This is a genomic window from Psychrobacter aquimaris (genome assembly GCF_016107525.1).
Taxonomy (GTDB): Bacteria; Pseudomonadota; Gammaproteobacteria; order Pseudomonadales; family Moraxellaceae; genus Psychrobacter; species Psychrobacter aquimaris.
In genome coordinates, this window is the sequence record NZ_JABASR010000003.1 from 116112 (window position 1) to 134978 (window position 18867).

General features: G+C 44.6%; 16 protein-coding genes. 10 read left to right on the forward strand and 6 right to left on the reverse strand.

Annotation, left to right across the window (positions count from 1 at the left end):
* Nucleotides 1-17: 17 nt before the first annotated feature.
* Both ppk1 and mtgA read right to left on the reverse strand, forming a co-directional pair.
* On the reverse strand, nt 18-2228 hold the full coding sequence (ppk1, locus tag JFC10_RS03795; RefSeq protein WP_406947319.1) for a polyphosphate kinase 1: 2211 nt from the start codon (nt 2226-2228) through the stop codon (nt 18-20).
* A gap of 185 nt (nt 2229-2413) precedes the next feature.
* The gene (gene mtgA / locus JFC10_RS03800; protein WP_198331737.1) at nt 2414-3100 is read right to left on the reverse strand and encodes a monofunctional biosynthetic peptidoglycan transglycosylase; all 687 of its coding nucleotides are present in this window, start codon (nt 3098-3100) and stop codon (nt 2414-2416) included.
* Between the two features lie 227 nt (nt 3101-3327).
* Between mtgA and JFC10_RS03805 the strand changes: the two genes are divergently transcribed.
* The 8 genes from JFC10_RS03805 (at nt 3328) to JFC10_RS03840 (ending at nt 13038) form a co-directional block, all read left to right on the forward strand.
* Nucleotides 3328-3636: a glutaredoxin family protein gene (locus tag JFC10_RS03805; protein ID WP_198331738.1), complete on the forward strand. Its 309-nt coding sequence runs from the start codon at nt 3328-3330 to the stop codon at nt 3634-3636.
* A 197-nt stretch (nt 3637-3833) separates the two neighbouring features.
* Nucleotides 3834-5312, forward strand: coding sequence for an FAD-linked oxidase C-terminal domain-containing protein (locus JFC10_RS03810; RefSeq protein ID WP_198331739.1), 1479 nt, complete (start codon nt 3834-3836; stop codon nt 5310-5312).
* Nucleotides 5309-6367 carry a glycolate oxidase subunit GlcE gene (glcE, locus tag JFC10_RS03815; RefSeq protein ID WP_198331740.1) on the forward strand — a complete coding sequence of 353 codons (1059 nt, stop codon included), beginning with the start codon at nt 5309-5311 and terminating at the stop codon, nt 6365-6367. Before JFC10_RS03810 ends, glcE begins: the two co-directional genes overlap by 4 nt.
* A gap of 26 nt (nt 6368-6393) precedes the next feature.
* Nucleotides 6394-7605, forward strand: a complete 1212-nt coding sequence (glcF, locus tag JFC10_RS03820; RefSeq protein WP_198331741.1) for a glycolate oxidase subunit GlcF — start codon at nt 6394-6396, stop codon at nt 7603-7605.
* 244 nt (nt 7606-7849) lie between these two features.
* On the forward strand, nt 7850-9607 hold the full coding sequence (locus JFC10_RS03825; protein ID WP_198331742.1) for an L-lactate permease: 1758 nt from the start codon (nt 7850-7852) through the stop codon (nt 9605-9607).
* A gap of 202 nt (nt 9608-9809) precedes the next feature.
* Nucleotides 9810-10997 (forward strand): alpha-hydroxy acid oxidase, encoded by a 1188-nt coding sequence (locus JFC10_RS03830; protein WP_198331743.1) that lies wholly within the window; start codon nt 9810-9812, stop codon nt 10995-10997.
* A gap of 128 nt (nt 10998-11125) precedes the next feature.
* Nucleotides 11126-12103 (forward strand): rhomboid family intramembrane serine protease, encoded by a 978-nt coding sequence (locus JFC10_RS03835; protein WP_198331744.1) that lies wholly within the window; start codon nt 11126-11128, stop codon nt 12101-12103.
* Between the two features lie 122 nt (nt 12104-12225).
* Entirely contained in the window at nt 12226-13038 is an 813-nt protein-coding gene (locus tag JFC10_RS03840; protein ID WP_193011714.1) for a MipA/OmpV family protein, read from the forward strand.
* Nucleotides 13039-13178: 140 nt separating this feature from the next.
* Here JFC10_RS03840 and JFC10_RS03845 read toward each other — a convergent pair whose 3' ends face one another.
* The 3 genes from JFC10_RS03845 to fumC form a co-directional block, all read right to left on the reverse strand.
* Entirely contained in the window at nt 13179-13526 is a 348-nt protein-coding gene (locus tag JFC10_RS03845; protein ID WP_198331745.1) for a hypothetical protein, read from the reverse strand.
* A 153-nt stretch (nt 13527-13679) separates the two neighbouring features.
* Nucleotides 13680-14279: a hypothetical protein gene (locus JFC10_RS03850; RefSeq protein WP_198331746.1), complete on the reverse strand. Its 600-nt coding sequence runs from the start codon at nt 14277-14279 to the stop codon at nt 13680-13682.
* Between the two features lie 217 nt (nt 14280-14496).
* A complete protein-coding gene (fumC, locus tag JFC10_RS03855) occupies nt 14497-15900 on the reverse strand; it encodes a class II fumarate hydratase (RefSeq protein ID WP_198331747.1) in 1404 nt (467 codons plus the stop codon).
* 111 nt (nt 15901-16011) lie between these two features.
* On the opposite strand from fumC, the gene JFC10_RS03860 reads away from it, so the two are divergent.
* Both JFC10_RS03860 and JFC10_RS03865 read left to right on the forward strand, forming a co-directional pair.
* On the forward strand, nt 16012-16731 hold the full coding sequence (locus JFC10_RS03860) for a 5-formyltetrahydrofolate cyclo-ligase (RefSeq protein WP_227685917.1): 720 nt from the start codon (nt 16012-16014) through the stop codon (nt 16729-16731).
* On the forward strand, nt 16731-16970 hold the full coding sequence (locus JFC10_RS03865) for a hypothetical protein (RefSeq protein WP_198331748.1): 240 nt from the start codon (nt 16731-16733) through the stop codon (nt 16968-16970). The genes JFC10_RS03860 and JFC10_RS03865 overlap by 1 nt, the downstream gene beginning before the upstream one ends.
* A gap of 118 nt (nt 16971-17088) precedes the next feature.
* Here the strand turns inward: JFC10_RS03865 and JFC10_RS03870 are convergent, their stop codons facing one another.
* Nucleotides 17089-18450 carry a Na+/H+ antiporter family protein gene (locus tag JFC10_RS03870; protein WP_193011719.1) on the reverse strand — a complete coding sequence of 454 codons (1362 nt, stop codon included), beginning with the start codon at nt 18448-18450 and terminating at the stop codon, nt 17089-17091.
* Nucleotides 18451-18867 lie beyond the last annotated feature (417 nt).

Genomic DNA, 18867 nt, shown 5'->3' on the forward strand with positions numbered 1-18867 from the left:
GTCGTTAAAATATTGAGCTAGACTGATGCTCCAACGCCGTTAATCACTTTTAATAAATACTCTTGGGCGATATGCGGCGTTTCACCTGCAGCTGGTTGTAGCTGTTGCCAAACACCATCACCATTAAGTTTCCACGCTTGGGTATTGTCTTTCAGGTAATTAAGTAAACCGTCTTGATATACCTGTTCAAACAGTTTTTTATCTTCGATTGGAAATGCCACTTCGACACGATGGAATAAATTACGATCCATCCAGTCTGCACTACCACAATACAAGCGTTCGTCGCCATTATTATAGAAATAATAAACGCGCGTATGCTCTAAAAAACGCCCGATAACAGAGCGTACGGTAATGTTTTCTGACAGACCTTTTACTTGCGGACGCAAACAACACATAGAGCGTAAAATGAGTTCTATTTTGACGCCTGCTTGCGAGGCATCGTATAACTTGCCAATCAATCGACGTTCGGTTAAGGCATTAACCTTAACGATAATGTGGGCGCGCTTGCCTGCTTTTGCATGAGCAATCTCATCATCGATAAAGCGCATCAACTTCTCATGCAAGGTAAAAGGTGCATGCAGTAGCTTTTTGAGATTGGCAGGCTTACCCATCCCCGTCAGCTCTTGAAATATATTATGTACATCCTCTGAGATATCAGGATCTGCGCTAAATAAACCATAGTCAGTATAAACTTTGGCATTGGCAGCATGATAGTTACCCGTACCTAAATGCACATAGCGGCGGATTCTATCATCCTCACGGCGCACAATGAGCATCAGCTTGGCGTGGGTTTTATAGCCAACAATCCCGTAAACAACGACCGCACCCGCTTCTTGCAAATAATTGGCGACGGCGATATTAGAGGCTTCATCGAAACGCGCACGCAGCTCGATAACGGCCGTGACTTCTTTACCATTACGAGCAGCAGCAGCCAATGCTTTAACGATTTCCGAATTGGTGCCTGAGCGGTACAATGTCTGCTTAATCGCTAACACTTTTGGATCGCTCGCCGCTTGCCAAAGCAGATTGATAATTGGTGAAAATGCATGAAAAGGATGGTGCACCAGCACATCACTTTTACGCATGGCGGCAAACATACTGGTCGCTTTGTCCAGCTTATCCATCTCGCGGCGGAACTCTTTTGGCACCACATGGGTAAAAGGCTGATAACGCAGTGCTGGAATATTAAAATCGAATAATAAACGCGTTAAGTTGACAGGACCATTGACGCGGTACAACTGATTGTCGTGCAGCTCAAACTCATTGAGCAAATAGTCACTGATAGGCGTTGGACAGTCGGTGGTGACTTCAAGACGCACCTTATCACCGAAGCGGCGGTTTTCTAGCTCGCCCTCCAGAGCCTTGGCAATATCCTCAACATCATCAGCCAAATCTAAATCCGCATTGCGCGTCAGTCTAAACTGATGGCAGCCTGTCACATTCATCCCAGGGAATAGCTCACCGATATGCTCATGAATAATAGCTGAGAGCATGACGTGATGTTCTTTGCCACCTGTTAGCTCATCAGGCAGACGAATCACGCGCGGCAAACTGCGCGGTGCGGGCACAATCGCTAAATTGATATCACGACCAAAGGCATCTTTACCTTCTAAAGTAGCGATAAAGTTTAAGCTCTTATTGACCAAACGCGGAAACGGATGCGCCGGATCGATGCTAATCGGTGTCAACACTGGCGATACTTGCTCAGTGAAGTAGCGCTTCATCCATGCCGACTGCTCAGCATTTAGCTCATCGCGTTTTAGATAACGGATATCCTCAAGCGCCAGTGCTGGCAAGATATCTTCATTGAGAATACGATACTGCTCAGCGATGGCATCGTGCGTTATTGTAGATATCTCATTGAGCACTTCACTGGGACGCATACCATGAGCACTGGTCGAGACATCACCAATATTGAGCTTTTGCATAATGCCTGCGACACGGATCTCAAAAAATTCATCGATATTTGATGAAAAGATAATCAAGAAAAATAAGCGCTCAAGTAGCGGATGACGAGGGCTTGCCGCCTGCGCTAAGACACGCAAATGAAACTGCAATAAAGACAAGTCGCGATTGATATAACTGCTGGGTGAATAGCTGCCGTCTTCTGAACGTTGCCATGCAACCTGAGTTAAATTGTCATTGCTACTCTCTGTATGGCTTTTATTATCAACTGCTATCACCGTATTATTGATATCAGTGTCCTGCTTATTATTCACATCCGTCACGTCACTACTCCTTTGCCTTATCGATACGCCATCATCTTCAATACCAATTGTCTTTTATAGTCGCTTGTCCACTAAAAAATGTATCACGCTTCTTTCTTCACCCATTACTACTATTCGAAACTATCACTTGACACTACCACTCAAAAACATGGCTCTATTTTTTACAAATTGGTAGGTGCAATCCATTAAGCCGACTGTGGCAACACCGCATTGTTCATGCGCTTTTTGATAATACGTTGCTTATTGCGTAAGCGTCTATCACCCTGATTGTCTTCGTAATATTTTGGATTGGTCAACATAGCAATAAGTAAGGCTGATTCATCACGATTCAGCTTGGCCGCAGACTTATCAAAATAGTGTTGAGCTGCCGCTTCGATGCCATAAATACCATTGCCAAACTCTGCCACATTGAGGTAAGCGGTCAAGATACGTTGCTTGTCCCATAATGTTTCAATCATGACAGTGATAATCGCTTCCTCAATTTTACGAACATACGAGCGATGCGAGGTCAAAAATAAGTTTTTTGCTAGCTGCTGGGTAATCGTCGAGCCACCAGCTGACATCTTACCCGTCTCTTCATTTTTCTTTTGTGCCGCTTTGATACCTTTAATATCAAATCCATTGTGCTGACTAAACGTCGAATCCTCACTCACTATCGCGGCTTGTTTGGCAGATTTTGCGATGGCATCATATTCAGCCCAAGTCTGGGTGACAGTACCGCCGGTCAAACGATGAGTCAGCATAAACATGCTGTTATTAATCGGCTGCGTTTTCCAAATTAATAGTAGCCCAGCGACTAACACATGAAATGCGACGACCAACAGCATGATTGCCATCAATAGACGTTTGAAAAATTTGCCAAAACTTGTCATGCGCGATATCCAAGTGAGTGAAAAGGTAATAAGATAAGATGAGGTGAAGAGTCAGTAATTAAAAACAGCATGTCATCTTACCTAATCTCACAATCGCTGTCATTATTTACCCTACTTCTTTATCATGTCATAGAGTTTAAGTGAAAAAGGTCAGGCAGTATTCATACTGCTAGTCGAAGCCTTAAAAACCATCACTTTGCGACACGTATTAAGACAAGAGAATAAATATGTACGATGATGATAATATAAAAGTGTTACGGGAACGTATGGTTGCCGCAAATCCCAATCTAGGGGATGCTGAAAATAGCGATAAATGGTGGCTACTTGGGACGTCTGGCTGTCATTTATGTGACATCGCAGCGCAATTGCTGACTCAGTTTCAAGCCGTACAGCCGATTGCTTATAAACAGGTCGATATCGCTAATTTCGACGAAGCACTGATGATGGAATTTGCCACCACTATTCCTGTGATTTTGACACCATCAAAACGATTAAACTATCCATTTTCAGTCATGGATTTACAGCGTTTATTGTAACCCTGCCAACGCTGCTCGCTTATTCAACACAGCCGTGAACAAGCTTTATTCCTTCTAATTCAAAACATTACCCATCACTTTATTCGGTTTTAGCCAATATATTGATAGCTAATCTTTCCCTTTTTATTATAAGCTTAAGGTCGTCTGTATAATAATGCAGTGAGTGTCGACAATTTAGTGAGCAAAGGAATGCCACCATGAATCAGAGCTTAAGACCTGACAAAGCTACTCTAGTAGAGTTGTTTCGCGATTTTATTGAGCCTCAATATGTGATCAATGATGAGGAGACTCAAAAGCCTTTTGAGTGTGATGGCTTATCGGTGTATTGCGATATGCCATTCATTACGGTGCTCCCAAAAACCGTTGAGCAGGTTTGCGAGGTGATGCGAATCTGTTATCGCTATCAAATCCCTGTAGTGGCACGTGGTGCCGGTACGGGTTTGTGTGCAGGCGCGATGCCCAATCCTGATGGCATCTTATTAGTGTTGTCGCGATTTAAACATATCCTTGATATTGATCCGCTTGCCCGTAGCGCGCGTTTGCAGCCAGGTGTCCGCAACCTTGCTATTAGTGAAGCGGCAAGTCAATACGGCTTGTACTATGGTCCAGACCCTTCTTCACAGATTGCGTGCTCCATCGGTGGCAACGTCGCCGAAAACTCAGGCGGCGTCCATTGTCTCAAATATGGTCTTACTACTCATAACTTATTAAAAGTTGAAATGGTCACAGTCGAAGGAGATCTCATTACTATTGGTAGTGAAGGTCTTGATAGCAATGGCTTTGATTTGATGGCTCTGATTACCGGCTCTGAGGGTCTACTTGGGGTGATTACTGAAGTGACGGTCAAGCTGCTACCTAACCCTGAAAAGGCTCAGGTCATTATGGCCGCTTTTGATAACGTTCAGACCGCAGGGGACGCGGTTGGTGGCGTGATTGCCAAAGGTATTATTCCAGCCGGACTTGAGATGATGGACAGCCCCGCCATTATAGCCGCCGAAGCGTTTGCTCATGCAGGCTACCCAATTGACGCCCAAGCTTTGCTGCTGTGTGAGTTAGATGGTAGTGAGGCGGAAGTTCAAGAACAGATTGCAGAGGTTGAGCAGCTGTTTATCGAGCTTGGCGCAACCACAACACGTGTCTCGCAAAGTGAGGTGGAGCGCGCCTTATTGTGGAAAGGTCGAAAATCGGCGTTCCCCGCTGTCGGACGAATATCCCCTGACTACTACTGCATGGATGGCACCATTCCGCGTAGCCAACTTGCCCACGTCCTAACAGAAATGCAAAAACTTTCAGATCAATATGGTCTGCGCGTTGCCAACGTATTTCATGCTGGGGACGGCAATTTGCACCCGCTTATCTTATTCGATGCCAATGTCCCAGGAGAGCTTGAGCGCACTGAAGAGTTTGGCAGCCGTATTTTAGAGCTTTGCGTCAAAGTGGGCGGCTGCATAACTGGTGAGCATGGGGTTGGGATCGAAAAAATCCGCCAAATGACGATTCAGTTTAATGATCAAGAGCTGACACAATTTCATGCAATCAAGCACGCCTTTGACCCAATTGGTACGTTAAATCCGGGTAAAGGTATTCCCGTGCTCAAGCGCTGTCAAGAGTACCGTACCCTTGACAGACCGCAACACAGCCATGATTCTCAACCACAGCAAGGAGATCTGGCATGACAGACATCAGTCAAGAGCTGATTGCGCGGGTAAGACAAGCCAGCCATGACGGCACAGCACTACAGATCATGGGCGGGGGCAGCAAGCAGTTTATGGGACGTGAGCCAATAGGCGAACCCATTAGTCTTAGTGAACACAGAGGCATTCTCAGTTATGAGCCGATCGAATTGGTGCTGACTGCCCGTGCTGGAACCCCAATTAATGAAATTAACAACGCCTTGGCCGAACACAATCAGTGCTTAGCATTTGAGCCACCGACATTTAATGGGCAAGCAACCTTGGGCGGCACAATGGCGTGCCATTTATCAGGCCCAGCAAGACCTTGGAGCGGCTCAATAAGAGACCATATTTTAGGCATTCGTCTCATTAATGGCCTCGCAGAAGAGCTGCGCTTTGGCGGTCAGGTGATGAAAAACGTCGCTGGTTATGATGTCTCACGGATGCAAGCAGGTGCTATGGGCACTTTGGGTATTATTACTGAAGTCAGTCTAAAAGTCATGCCTAAACCTGCCGCCACTGTTACTATCAAGCAAGAGATGGATGCTGCAACGGCAATTGAGACTATGAACCGTCTCTCAGGACAATCCAAACCTTTGACGGGGGCTTGTTGGTTTGACAATCATTTGTATTTGCGCTTGGCAGGCGCACGAAGTGCTGTAGATAGTACCGTCAAACAGTGGCAAGGCGCGGCATTAGAAGATGCAGATGCGTTTTGGTCCACGCTTCGTGAGCAGCAATTGGATTATTTCTTAGACGCGTCCTCATTGTGGCGGTTTTCGGTAAAAAGTAGCGCCGCGCACATGCTACCAGATGGGGACTGGCTGATTGACTGGGGCGGCGCACAGCGCTGGCTTCGTGGCGACTTTACCGCGGACAAATTAGAAGCACTCGCTGAGGCCGCAGGCGGTCAGGTTAGCCTTTATCGCGGTGGTGACAGGAGTCAGGAAGTCTTTCATACTCAGTCTGAGGCGCTCCAAAAGCTCCATCAGCGCCTCAAACACGCCTTTGATCCAAATGGGGTTTTCAATCCCAATCGTTTATATAGCTGGATGTAAATTGGCTCGATGACAAGGAAGTCATAATGCGAACTCAAATCAATGTAAAATATTTGGATCATCCAGATATTCAAGAAGCCGACGATATTTTGCGCACTTGCGTTCACTGTGGATTCTGTAATGCCACATGTCCCACGTATCAAGAGCTTGGCGATGAGCGTGACGGCCCTCGCGGTCGTATTTACTTATTAAAACAAATGCTTGAAACTGGTGATGTCAGCGAAAAATCCCAACTTCATTTAGACCGCTGTTTGACTTGTCGTAGCTGCGAGACCACTTGCCCTTCTGGGGTTAAATATGGCCGCTTGGCTGAAATCGGCCGCGATATTATGGAAGAACAGATATCGCGACCTGCCGATCAAAGACTCAAACGTTGGCTTATCAGAAAGATACTACCCTATCCGTACCGATTTGGGTTTCTTTTACGACTCGGGCAACTGTTTCGCTCCTTTTTGCCACACGACTTAAAAGCCCAAGTTCCTGTTAAGCAACTCACCCGTCCGCGACCCTCACAGCAACACTCGCGTCAAATGCTGGTGCTAGAGGGCTGCGCCCAACCTTATGCCACCCCCAACACCAACAATGCCGCCGCCCGAGTACTTGATAAACTAGGCATCAGTTTAATCGCTGCGCCAGATGCTGGATGTTGCGGCGCTGTGAGCTATCACCTACCATCTCATGAAGAAGGGCTTGCGTTCATGCGGCGCAATATCGATGCGTGGTGGCCATATATCGACGCTGGGGCTGAAGCCATTGTCATCAGTGCCTCAGGCTGCGGCTCGATGGTTAAAGAGTACGGCGAAAAACTCAAACATGACGATGCTTATGCGGCTAAAGCCAAGAGCATCAGTGCGCTGACCCGAGACCTAAGCGAGATTTTAATCAAAGAGGATTTGGAGAATTTGGTAGTAAAACAGACGAGTCGCAAGACCGCTGTCCACTGCCCATGCTCGCTACAACATGCTCAACAGTTAGGCGGTTACGTTGAGCAAATATTACAACGCGCTGGGGTTGAGCTCTCTAAAACCCAAAACGGACATTTATGCTGCGGTTCCGCTGGCACTTACTCGCTCCTTCAACCTCAGCTGAGCCAGCAACTACTCACAAATAAAATTATCGACCTGACCATCGATAACCCAGATCAGATTGTGACGGCCAACGTCGGATGCCAATTACATCTAGGCAGTCATGCGTCCGTTCCAGTCAAGCACTGGATCGAATTGTTAGATCCACAATAAAACCAACTATGATGAGTTTATTCGATTATAAATGACAATCATAATCAACTCTTAGCTACTTTAACAAAAGATACAAGGCATCAGCTAATTTCTAAAATAGGTTCTTTACCGCCATTTGGATGACGCCCGCATTACCAAGAAAACTACGGGCTTCTTTTGGCTTAATACTGATAAAGAAAAGAGAAGTATCCTTTAATGATATTTCAAAGATGACTTCAACTACATATACCAAGGATGGTTCATTATGTACACTTTTTTGGCCTTAGCGCCTATTCTAGTAGTCCTAGTTTTGCTTGTAATGTTGCGGCTTCCTGCCAAGATTTCTATGGGCGTTGCATATTTAGTAACTGCGCTATTAGCATTGTTCGTTTGGCAAGCCAGTGGCGCCCAAGTCGCAGCCGCTACCGTAAACGGTATCATCGTCGCACTCACGCTTTTATTTATTGTATTTGCGGCTATTTTATTGCTCAATACTTTAAAGGAAGGCGGTGCTATTGTCGCTATCCGTAAAGGCTTTATGGATATATCACCCGATAGACGCATTCAAGTCATCATTGTGGCCTGGTTATTCTGCTCGATGGTAGAAGGCTCATCAGGATTTGGTACGCCTTCTGCTATCGGTGCGCCGTTGTTGCTCGCTTTAGGTTTCCCAGCGATGGCCTCGGTCATGGCTGTGTTAATTATTCAGTCGACGCCCGTATCATTTGGTGCCGTTGGTACCCCAGTATTACTGGGCGTTTGGACCGGCATCAATGATAAGGAAGACATAACGCAAGCGATTGCGCCGCTCTCAACTGAAAACTATCTATTACAAATTGCAGGTAACATCGGTCTGATACATGCGCTGGTGGGTTTTTTAATTCCGTTACTTTTGAGTGGGTTTTTGACCCGATTCTTCGGGAAAAATCGTTCCTTCGTTGAAGGGCTAAAAGTATGGCCTTTTGCGATATTTGCCGGTCTCAGCTTTACCGTTCCTTATTTTTTAGTCGCTAAATATCTAGGTCCTGAATTCCCATCCTTGGTTGGCGGTTTTATTGGTCTCATGATTGTGCTTCCTGCAGCAAAGCGCGGCTTTTTAATGCCTAAAGAGATTTTCGATTTTGCACCACGTGCTAAATGGGATAAAGACTGGCTTGGCTCATTACCTGAAGAAAAGTTTGATGATTCCATTGCACCAAGATTTTCTCTAGTTCGGGCATTTTCTCCTTATCTCATCGTTATTGGCCTATTAATCATCACTCGAGTCATTGCACCGCTTAAAGCATTCTTGACTGGAGATTTGACCACTATAGAATTTACCAATCTTTTTGGTACAACTATTTCAAGTAAAGTACAACTTGCCTACTCTCCAGGTACTATTCTAATTATTGCTTCCTTAACCTGTATCTTGTTGTTCAAAATGAATGGACAAGCTGTCAAACGTAGTTGGAGTAGTTCTGCAACAACCATGGTAGCCGCTGCCCCAGCCCTACTGTTTTCGGTACCTATGGTACAAGTGTTCATCAACTCTGGGTCAGCTGCTGAAGTCGCGAATTCGCTACCTGCTATGCCCATCTTACTGGCTGAAAGTGCCGCAGAGGCCTTTCAAAACGCATGGCCACTCGTGTCTCCTTGGATTGGCGCGATGGGAGCGTTCATTGCAGGCTCAAATACCGTCAGTAATATGATGTTCTCTTACTTTCAGTGGTCAACCGCCAGTCAAATTGGCTTTGATACCAACCTTGCTGCACAAGTAGTAGCACTACAAGCGGTCGGCGGTGCAGCTGGTAATATGATTGCGGTGCATAACGTCGTTGCTGCTTGCGCGGTGGTTGGTCTGATGGATAAAGAAGGCTATGTTATTCGCAAAACCTTAGTAGCAATGACATACTATGTTATTCAGGCAGGGCTAATCGGTATGGGTATTATTTTCGGTCATATGTGGTGGTGGATTTTGGCTATTATTTGGCCAATCGCATTTTTTGGAATTATGGCAATAACGAGTAAAAAAGCCGTTACTTAGCATGAGCTAGCTATACTAGTGAACTAGTTTAGCCCTATGAATCCACAATAATGACTCAAATTGACGCTATTATCTTAATTGTGATAGCGTCAATTTTATTTCACGGTTAAGATAGTATCCTTCAATAACCAACGACAGAACATTGATGACAACAACATCATAATTAATGAACGGTTACCAAATAAGCATCAGGGAAGACCTCATGAAAAATTTGAGCAAAATTACTGAAATTGAAGACCTGCGCCGCGTCGCCGAACGTAAAGTACCGCGTATGTTTTATGATTATGTCGATTCAGGCTCATGGACTGAGACAACTTATCGTAGCAATGAAACCGACTTTGACCGTATCAAATTACGCCAGCGCGTATTGGTAGATATGGACAATCGCAGTCTAGCAACCCAGATGATTGGTGAAGAGGTAAAAATGCCCGTCGCCATCGCGCCCACTGGCTTTACCGGCATGATGTGGGCGGACGGCGAGATTCATGCTGCGCGGGCAGCAGAAAAATTCGGCGTGCCGTTTTCGTTATCAACCATGAGTATCTGCTCTATCGAAGATATCGCCACCCATACCAGCAAGCCCTTTTGGTTTCAGCTATATGTGATGCGCGATCATGACTATGTGGCCAATTTGATTCAGCGGGCGAAAGAGGCCAATTGTTCGGCATTGATCCTTACCGCGGATTTACAAGTGCTGGGACAGCGCCATAAGGACATCAAAAACGGCTTGTCTGCACCGCCTAGACCTACACTTGCCAATATCGTCAACTTGATGACCAAACCCCAATGGTGCCTAAATATGCTCGGCACCAAGAGACGCACGTTTGGTAATATCGTCGGTCATGCAAAAGGGGTCGAGGACTTGTCCTCACTGACCGCTTGGACGGAAGAGCAATTTGATCCACGCTTGAGCTGGGATGACGTGGCACGTATCAAAGATATGTGGGGCGGCAAATTAATTATTAAAGGTATCATGGAACCTGAAGACGCCATTATGGCTGCTCGTAGCGGTGCCGATGCGCTGGTCGTCTCAAACCACGGTGGTCGTCAATTAGATGGTGCCCTCTCTTCCATCTCGGCGCTATCCGACATCGTACAAGCAGTGCATGCTGAAAATAGTGATATCGAGGTGTGGTTAGACAGCGGCATTCGCTCCGGTCAGGATGTGCTAAAAGCCATTGCGCTTGGCGCGAAAGGCACGATGATTGGTCGCTCCTTTCTGTATGGATTGGGCGCTTATGGCGAAGATGGCGTACGCCGTGCGCTAGAAATCATCCATAAAGAATGTGACATATCCATGGCCTTTTGTGGTCATACCGATATCAATAACGTTACCACTGATATTTTGGTAAAAGGGACTTACGAAAACCTCAAAGTTGCCAATCGTTAAAGATGTCGTTAAAACTATCCACTATTAAGAGCACTACTCCTTAAATCATAATGTCATGCAGATGTATGACATTATTTGACCATACCCTTTATACTCTATTTATAATATTCTAATGATATCTCACCTTTATGACCATTCAACAATTATTAAAAACAGCCCCTGTCACTACTTTGCTATTAATCAGCTTTATTGGGTTATTCATCATGCAGGTACTGACAGGCGTCGATGCCAATAACCCATCGACTGAGGCACTCTTAAAATGGGGTGCCAATGCATTGCCGTTTACCATGGGTGATGAGCCGTGGCGCTTGGTCAGCAGTGCCTTTTTACACATTGGCTTGATGCATTTATTGTTTAATGGATTTGCCATGTATTTCTTTGGGCAGATTGCCGAGCCGATGTTTGGCTCAGCCAAGTTTTTGGCATTGTTTTTACTGGCGGCGATCGGGGGCAACTTACTGAATAACTATGTCACGTGGCACAGTATTTTAGAAGGAACTGGTCAACCGGGTCTATCGGCTGGGGCGTCAGGTGGCATCATGGGTATCGGCGCGGCATTATTAATAGCAGCGCTGTTTAAAATATCGGTCAATGGGATGGTACTCAATCTTAAAAGCTTGATATTTATCATGGGCATCAATCTTGTTTATGGTTTCGCCGTACCGGGTATCGATAATGCGGGGCATATCGGCGGCGCGGTGACTGGCTTAGTGATTGCACTGGCGTTCGCAGTCGCCTACCGTCAGCGTATGAAAATAGCGCTACAAAATACGCCTAACCCAGCTACTTATAAAGACCGCTATCAGACGACTTATATCAATTTTCCAGCAAGCAGCGATACTGATTCTTCTGCTAATAATGAGCACTTTAATAATGATGTCGGTTTTGACAATAACAGCAGTTTCCACCCCGACTCTGCTGTAAACTCACACGTAAATACTCATGCTAATCACAGCCACCTTAGTGAACAAAAAACACCGACTAAATCTATCCTTATTTGGCAATTACTACCATGGCTAGTGATGCTGCTGATTAGTATTGGCTTTGTCTGGTGGTGGCAAGATATTCATGATCAAATACTACAAGTATTAAAAACCATTGAGTAAACCTTCATAGTTATTTATCATTGCTAAACAGTTCATGATAACAACTTATTGGCTTGGTTTTCCCTACTCGCTTCTTGCGATACGATTGCCCCAACTATTTCATCCATTCACGAGACACTATTATGTTTAAACCTGTAGCGCTACCTCATATTCCTACGCGCGCCATGCTTAGCGCATTAACGGCTACTGCGCTATTTAGCGTCACCAGTATGTCCAATGCTGCACTTTTTAAGGACAATTTACCTACTGACCAAGACGCCGTATTAAGCGTGGGTGTCAACGTCATAGCCGTCAACTCAGCCTACGATATGGAAGACAGCCTCGATGTACGTGTGTTGCCAGGCGCGTTTTATGACAACAATAGAGTCTATGTGCGCGGCGCTCAAGCGGGTGTCTACGCGATCAATGATGGGGTCAATCAGTTGTCTGCCTATGCCAAGCTTGCAGGCAGCGAGTTTGATCCTGATGATGCCAATGGCGCACTTCAAGGTCTTGATGAACGTAAGCCATCAGCAGAAGCTGGTTTGAGCTATCAACGCCGCACCCCTATCGGCGGCTTTCGCGCTCAGATAGGTACTGACGTGCTTGACCGTAGCGGTGGTAACACAGCTCGCTTGACGTATCTTGCTAGAATTACTAAGGATAAGCTAACGGTCTATCCAAGCATTGGCTTCGAATACAACGATGCTGACTATAATGAATACTATTATGGCGTCAGTGAAAAAGAGTCGGCGGAGACAGGCGTTGCCGCTTATAAATCCAATTCGAGCTTGAACCCGTATGTCAATATCAGTGCCAACTATGATTTCAATGAGCGCTGGGCATTGTTTGCCAATCAAAGCGTGAGTTATGTACCAAATGAGCAATACGATAGCCCAATGGTCGATTCACGTACTGAGTCAACCTCGACGCTTGGTTTGCTTTATAAGTTTTAATTGAGCTTAGATTTTTGATATGAAAAAGACCTTACCACATCACGCGGTAAGGTCTTTTTCATATCAAAAGTATTAAACACGCTAGATAATAATTCAATCTTAACTTAATAACTTGTCGTATATGATTACTTTTCCTACTCTTAGATATTGCCATCAATCCAACGATACTTTCTTATAAGCGACTCTGTTTTCGTTTCAAACCTTCTTTCGTCTTCAGAAATAACAGCTTTTAACAACCAGCCAGCATCTTTACCCGCTGATTTTACAGAATCTTCTTTATTTTTATGCTTTTCATATAGCTCAATCAAAGGCGTTCCTTGCCAATGAAAGTTATCACCACCCATCAAATCTCTTAACGAAAACCATTCATCTTTTCTATTCTTACACCAACAATAAACTCCGCCTTGCAAGAAAGCTTTTATATTGTCTTTCTGCTCTCTGGTAATTTGGTACACATCGTGTATTCTATGATCTTCATCTACAAACATAATTCATCCTTGGTTTTTGGTTAAAAATCTGAAGTTAATAATCCGTAGGTTGTGTGGAGCTTATGACCCACAACCTATAGGCTGACTATAAGCAATTAAAATACTAGGTCACCAATAGTTTCATGTTGATTAATGACACACTCAATAAGTATCTTAGACAGCTATTTCATCTAAGATTTTTTGACCATCAGACATGCCAGACATTGTACGAAGAAAAACAATGTTACGATCTAGCATGTTTTTAATTTTAGATGCTGGTAATGGTGTTTCTAGTACAACGAAGTCTACTAAATTCTGATAATGACATGCATCTTTATCGCCGTAATGGTCTTTCTTAAGAGTTTCGCCTGAGCCTTTTCCATAGGCTACGATGCCTACGCCATTTTCATATAAAAACACTGTATCATTTTTCTTTATTTTATTAATATTAAACTTCCATGGATCGTAAAAAGCTGCTGCTACACCTTCACTCAACATCTCTCTATGATCGTTCAAATCATGTTTTTTATTAGTATTTAAAACATAGAAGTCTGTTGGAGTTTCATCGGTAATTTCACCTTCTGTAATCGCTTCCTCCGCAACCCTGACTCCTTCTTCAATTAGTTTAAGCATGACTTCTTGCTTTGAAACTGATAAATATTCTGCAAGATCTTCAATCACTAGTTGGAGTTCTTTTGGAATTCTCACTGTGGTTGCCACTAAATCACTTTTCGCTTTTTTCGAAGCGCGAATCATGCTCTTTATGTCTGACATAATAATTTGTCTCTTACTGAAAGTAACTAAAATATACATTAGATTCTATTTTGATGCAATATATATATATTTAATTAATCTAATTGGATTCAATATAATAGAGATTATATAATCCATAATTTTTGTACATCATAACTATTTAACTTAAGCTACAGCAAAAAAAAGACCTTACCATTCGGCAAGGTCTTTTTACTATTCGAAGAAAGCATTAGATCGCTTACTTAGGATGAACCATATCAGCAGGAATGACCCACTCATCGAACTGCTCTTCAGTTAACAATTCTAACTCAACCGCCACTTGCTTCAAGGTTTTGTTTTCTTTATAAGCCGTCTTAGCGATTTTTGCGGCATTTTCATAGCCAACATGACGGTTCAATGACGTCACTAGCATCAATGAGTTGTGCAAGAAGTCATCGATTTTGTCTTTTACTGGCTCGATACCAACCGCACAGTTTTCGTTGAAGCTGTTGCAAGCATCGCCAAGCAGTTTGATAGACTGCAATAAGTTAAACGCGATAACTGGCTTATATACGTTTAGCTCAAAGTTACCTGATGCACCAGCCATACTGATAGTTGTGTCGTTACCCATGACTTGCGCCACAACCATGGTCATTGCTTCTGACTGAGTTGGGTTTACTTTGCCCGGCATGATAGAAGAGCCTGGCTCATTTTCAGGAATCGTCAACTCGCCAAGACCACAACGAGGACCTGAAGCCAACCAACGGACGTCGTTCGCGATTTTGTTTAAGCTAGCGGCTAGCGTTTTTAGGGCGCCTGACGCAAATACTTCTGCATCACGAGCCGCTAGTGCTTCAAATTTGTTTGGTGACGTAACAAACGGCAAGCCAGTCAAGGTTGACAGCTGCTCAGCTGATTTTACTGCGTAGTCAGGATGGGCGTTTAGACCAGTACCAACCGCGGTGCCGCCTAGTGGCAATTCATATAGACCTTGTAGCGCGTTGTCGATACGAGTCAATGAATGGTCAAGTTGGCTAACATAGCCGCTAAACTCTTGACCCAAAGTCAAAGGTGTGGCGTCTTGTAAATGCGTACGACCGATTTTTACGATACTATCGAACTCTTTCGCTTTTGCAGCTAACGTATCGCGTAGTGCTTTTACGGCTGGAATCAATAAACCATTGATCTCACGAGCAGCGGCAACACGAATCGCCGTTGGGAAGCTGTCGTTGGTAGATTGAGCATGGTTCACATGGTCATTTGGGTGAATTGGCGTGTAGCTGCCGCGCTCAGAACCAGCGATTTCGTTAGCACGGTTGGCAAGCACTTCGTTCATGTTCATGTTTGACTGCGTACCAGAACCCGTCTGCCATACGACCAATGGGAACTGATCCGTTAGACCACCATTGATGATTTCGTCAGCGGCTTGAACGATTAAGTCGCGCTTGTCACCTTCGATACGCTCTAGGCTTGCATTGGTGATTGCAGCGGCTTTTTTGACCAGTGCCATTGCTTCAATCATTGGACGAGGCAAAGTCTCACCACCGATTTTGAAGTTCTCACGGCTACGCTGAGTTTGCGCACCCCAATAAGCGTCAGCTGGGACTTCCACGTTGCCCATAGTATCTTTTTCGGTACGAGTTGCCTGATTCTGTGTCGACATAACTACCCTCTTTGATGGTTTGTTGTATAGCTGCTTCGAAAAAAGTGCAACACACGCTGCACATAAAGGAAAATACGCTGTAAAGTGGCGTTATGATAGCATGACTAAGGCGTGTTGAATATTCACAAATCGCCATTGCTGCTCTCTAAAAACAACAGCCATCATCAATTTAATACATTATTGGATAGTATATCTATGCATCCTGAGTTAAAAAATTCTGAGTCTCAGATATCTACAGTGAGTAATCCGCCCAGACGGCTATTTACCCGCCAGCGCCGCCAATTAAGTGATGGCACACGCAGGCAATATGCTCAGTCCGCAAGCCTGCACCTATCTAAGCTACAGCAGCGGCTACCAAAAAACGCACGTATTGGACTGTACTACGATGGCTTTGGTGAATTACCTACCCAGCCACTGCTAACTTGGTGTCAACGCTTAGGCTATTTTCCGTATTTGCCTGTGGTTGGTTCATTGGGAAATGATGATAAACGCCTGCGCTTTGTGCCCGTTTATCAATCAAAGCTGCTCAATATACCGACGCGGATTCACAGTCTGGGCATGAAACAAAATCACCATCGTAGATTGCTTTGGGCGCGCGAACTGGACGTCATTATCTGTCCACTAGTGGCGGTGGATAAACACGGCAACCGTATGGGCATGGGTGGTGGATTTTATGATACGACACTTGGCAAAAGCTATCAGTCAGGGGCGAAAAAGCCATTAAAGATAGGCTGGTGCTATGATTTCCAAGTGGTCGAGCAACTAGAGCGTCAGCCGTGGGATGTGCCATTAGATGGCTTGATTACGCCAAGTGGCATAAGGTGGTTTTGATGAGAGATAATGATAAAAAATCTGATAAAAAAGAATCTAGCGCTGACAATGTGGAAGAGTATTTGCAAACGTTAGGTAACGAGGACGCTAGAGAGTTACGTTACTACAGTCAAGAACAGCCCTTTAGCGCTGAGGAAATGACAAAGTTAATCAATGAAAAACGCTTAAATGAGTTGCTCGCGCAAAGTGATGCATTTTTGAGTAGTTTAAATGGTGAGATTAAAGATTTTGATGAATAGTATTCAAAATATAGACAGTTTGAGCAATGAATAAAAATTAAAAAGGCGAGCATAGTTACTATTTATGATAGTTGCTATACCCGCCTTTTATATCAAACTTAACCATTTATAACATTAACTAAAGCACCATCGCCGCTATCCAACCAAAGACCAGTAGTGGAATGTTGTAATGCAAGAAGGTCGGCACCACGCTATCTTTGATATGGTCATGCTGTCCATCAATGTTTAGACCAGACGTTGGCCCCAACGTCGAGTCTGACGCAGGCGAACCCGCATCGCCAAGCGCGCCAGCCGTACCGATGATGGCAACGGTTGCCAATGGCGAAAACCCTAAAGAGATACATAACGGTACATAAATCGCGGCCAAAATAGGAATGGTCGAGAAAGACGAGCCAATACCCATCGTCACAATTAAACCAATTAATAGCATAATAAATGCGGCTATCGCTTTATTACCTGCGAATAATGATGCGGCACCATCAACCAAGGGCTGAATCTGCTCTGTCGCTTTCATGACTTCGGCAAAACCCTGCGCCGTAATCATAATAAAGCCAATCATCGCCATCAGCTTGATACCGTCATTAAAGACCGTATCAGCTTCACTCCATTTAACGACACCCGTTGCCATAAAGACGCCAAAGCCAAACATCGAGCCAAGCAAAAGTGAATCGGTATACATCTGCACCACAAATGCCGTCACAATCGCGGCAAGCGCCACCAATGTTTTCATCTTGCTTTGTGTTTGCGCACTAGCCGCGGTTTTGCTTAACGCATCACCCTCTAATACTTCATCATGCGCAGCTTTATCAATTGCTAGCTGCTGATACTGGCGCGGTTTACGGTAACTGATAAATACGGCGACGAGCAAGCCTACAAACATACCCAAAGCCGGAATTGCCATGGCTTTGGTGACTGAGATGTTACTGATATCAATGCCTGCTTCACCGACGTTTTTCAGCATGATTTGATTGAGATAAATATCGCCAAAGCCATACGGAATAAACATGTAAGTGGTCACAAGACCAAAAGTCAGTAGACAAGCAATTAAACGTCTATCGATGTGCATGCGATTGAAAGCGAGCAATAATGGCGGTACTAGCAATGGAATAAAAGCAATATGAATAGGGATTAAGTTTTGGCTAAAGCAGCTCATGGTGATTAAGCCTGCAAACAGCATGTATTTAATCATTCCACTCGTACCACCCGCATCAATGCGTTTGATCACCGCCCCTGCCAGTGACTGTGGCAATCCTGAATGCGCAATCGCCACCGCAAAAGCCCCAAGCAGCGCATATGACAGCGCAATTTGTGCGCCATTACGGATACCTTCTTGAAAGGCGTTCAAAGTATCAGTCATACCCAAACCAGCGATGAGTCCGCCTGCCAGCGCCCCGATTAACAAGCTGAGTACCACGTGTACACGCGCCAAAGACAGCCCTAGCATGATGACGACTGCCAGCAGTACCGCATTGATGGTCATATATTGCCTCTTATTCTGTCTGCTATAGCCTGATTAAGACTTATTAATATCTTATGAACGACGGATATTACCCTTGCCTCTAAACCGCTTGATGCTTAAACCACCGTTTAAGACGCGCGTCAGTTTACCTTATTTTGCACATAAATCCTACGTACAGAACCCAATAGGTATTAGCTACGCACTCTTTACCTATGCTCTGTATACATTGAATATCACGTATTATGTCAAATTACGGATAACCACATGACTCGTGGTCTTTGGATAGATATAACTATTTTGCACAGATAAGCGTGTGACTTTGCCAAAAAGCCTTGCAATTTTATCGGTGAGCACCATTTATCTAAACATGAACCACGAACTTGACTTTACAAGTCTGGTGAACGAGGAAGAATATATGAGTGAACATAAAATTGCCCA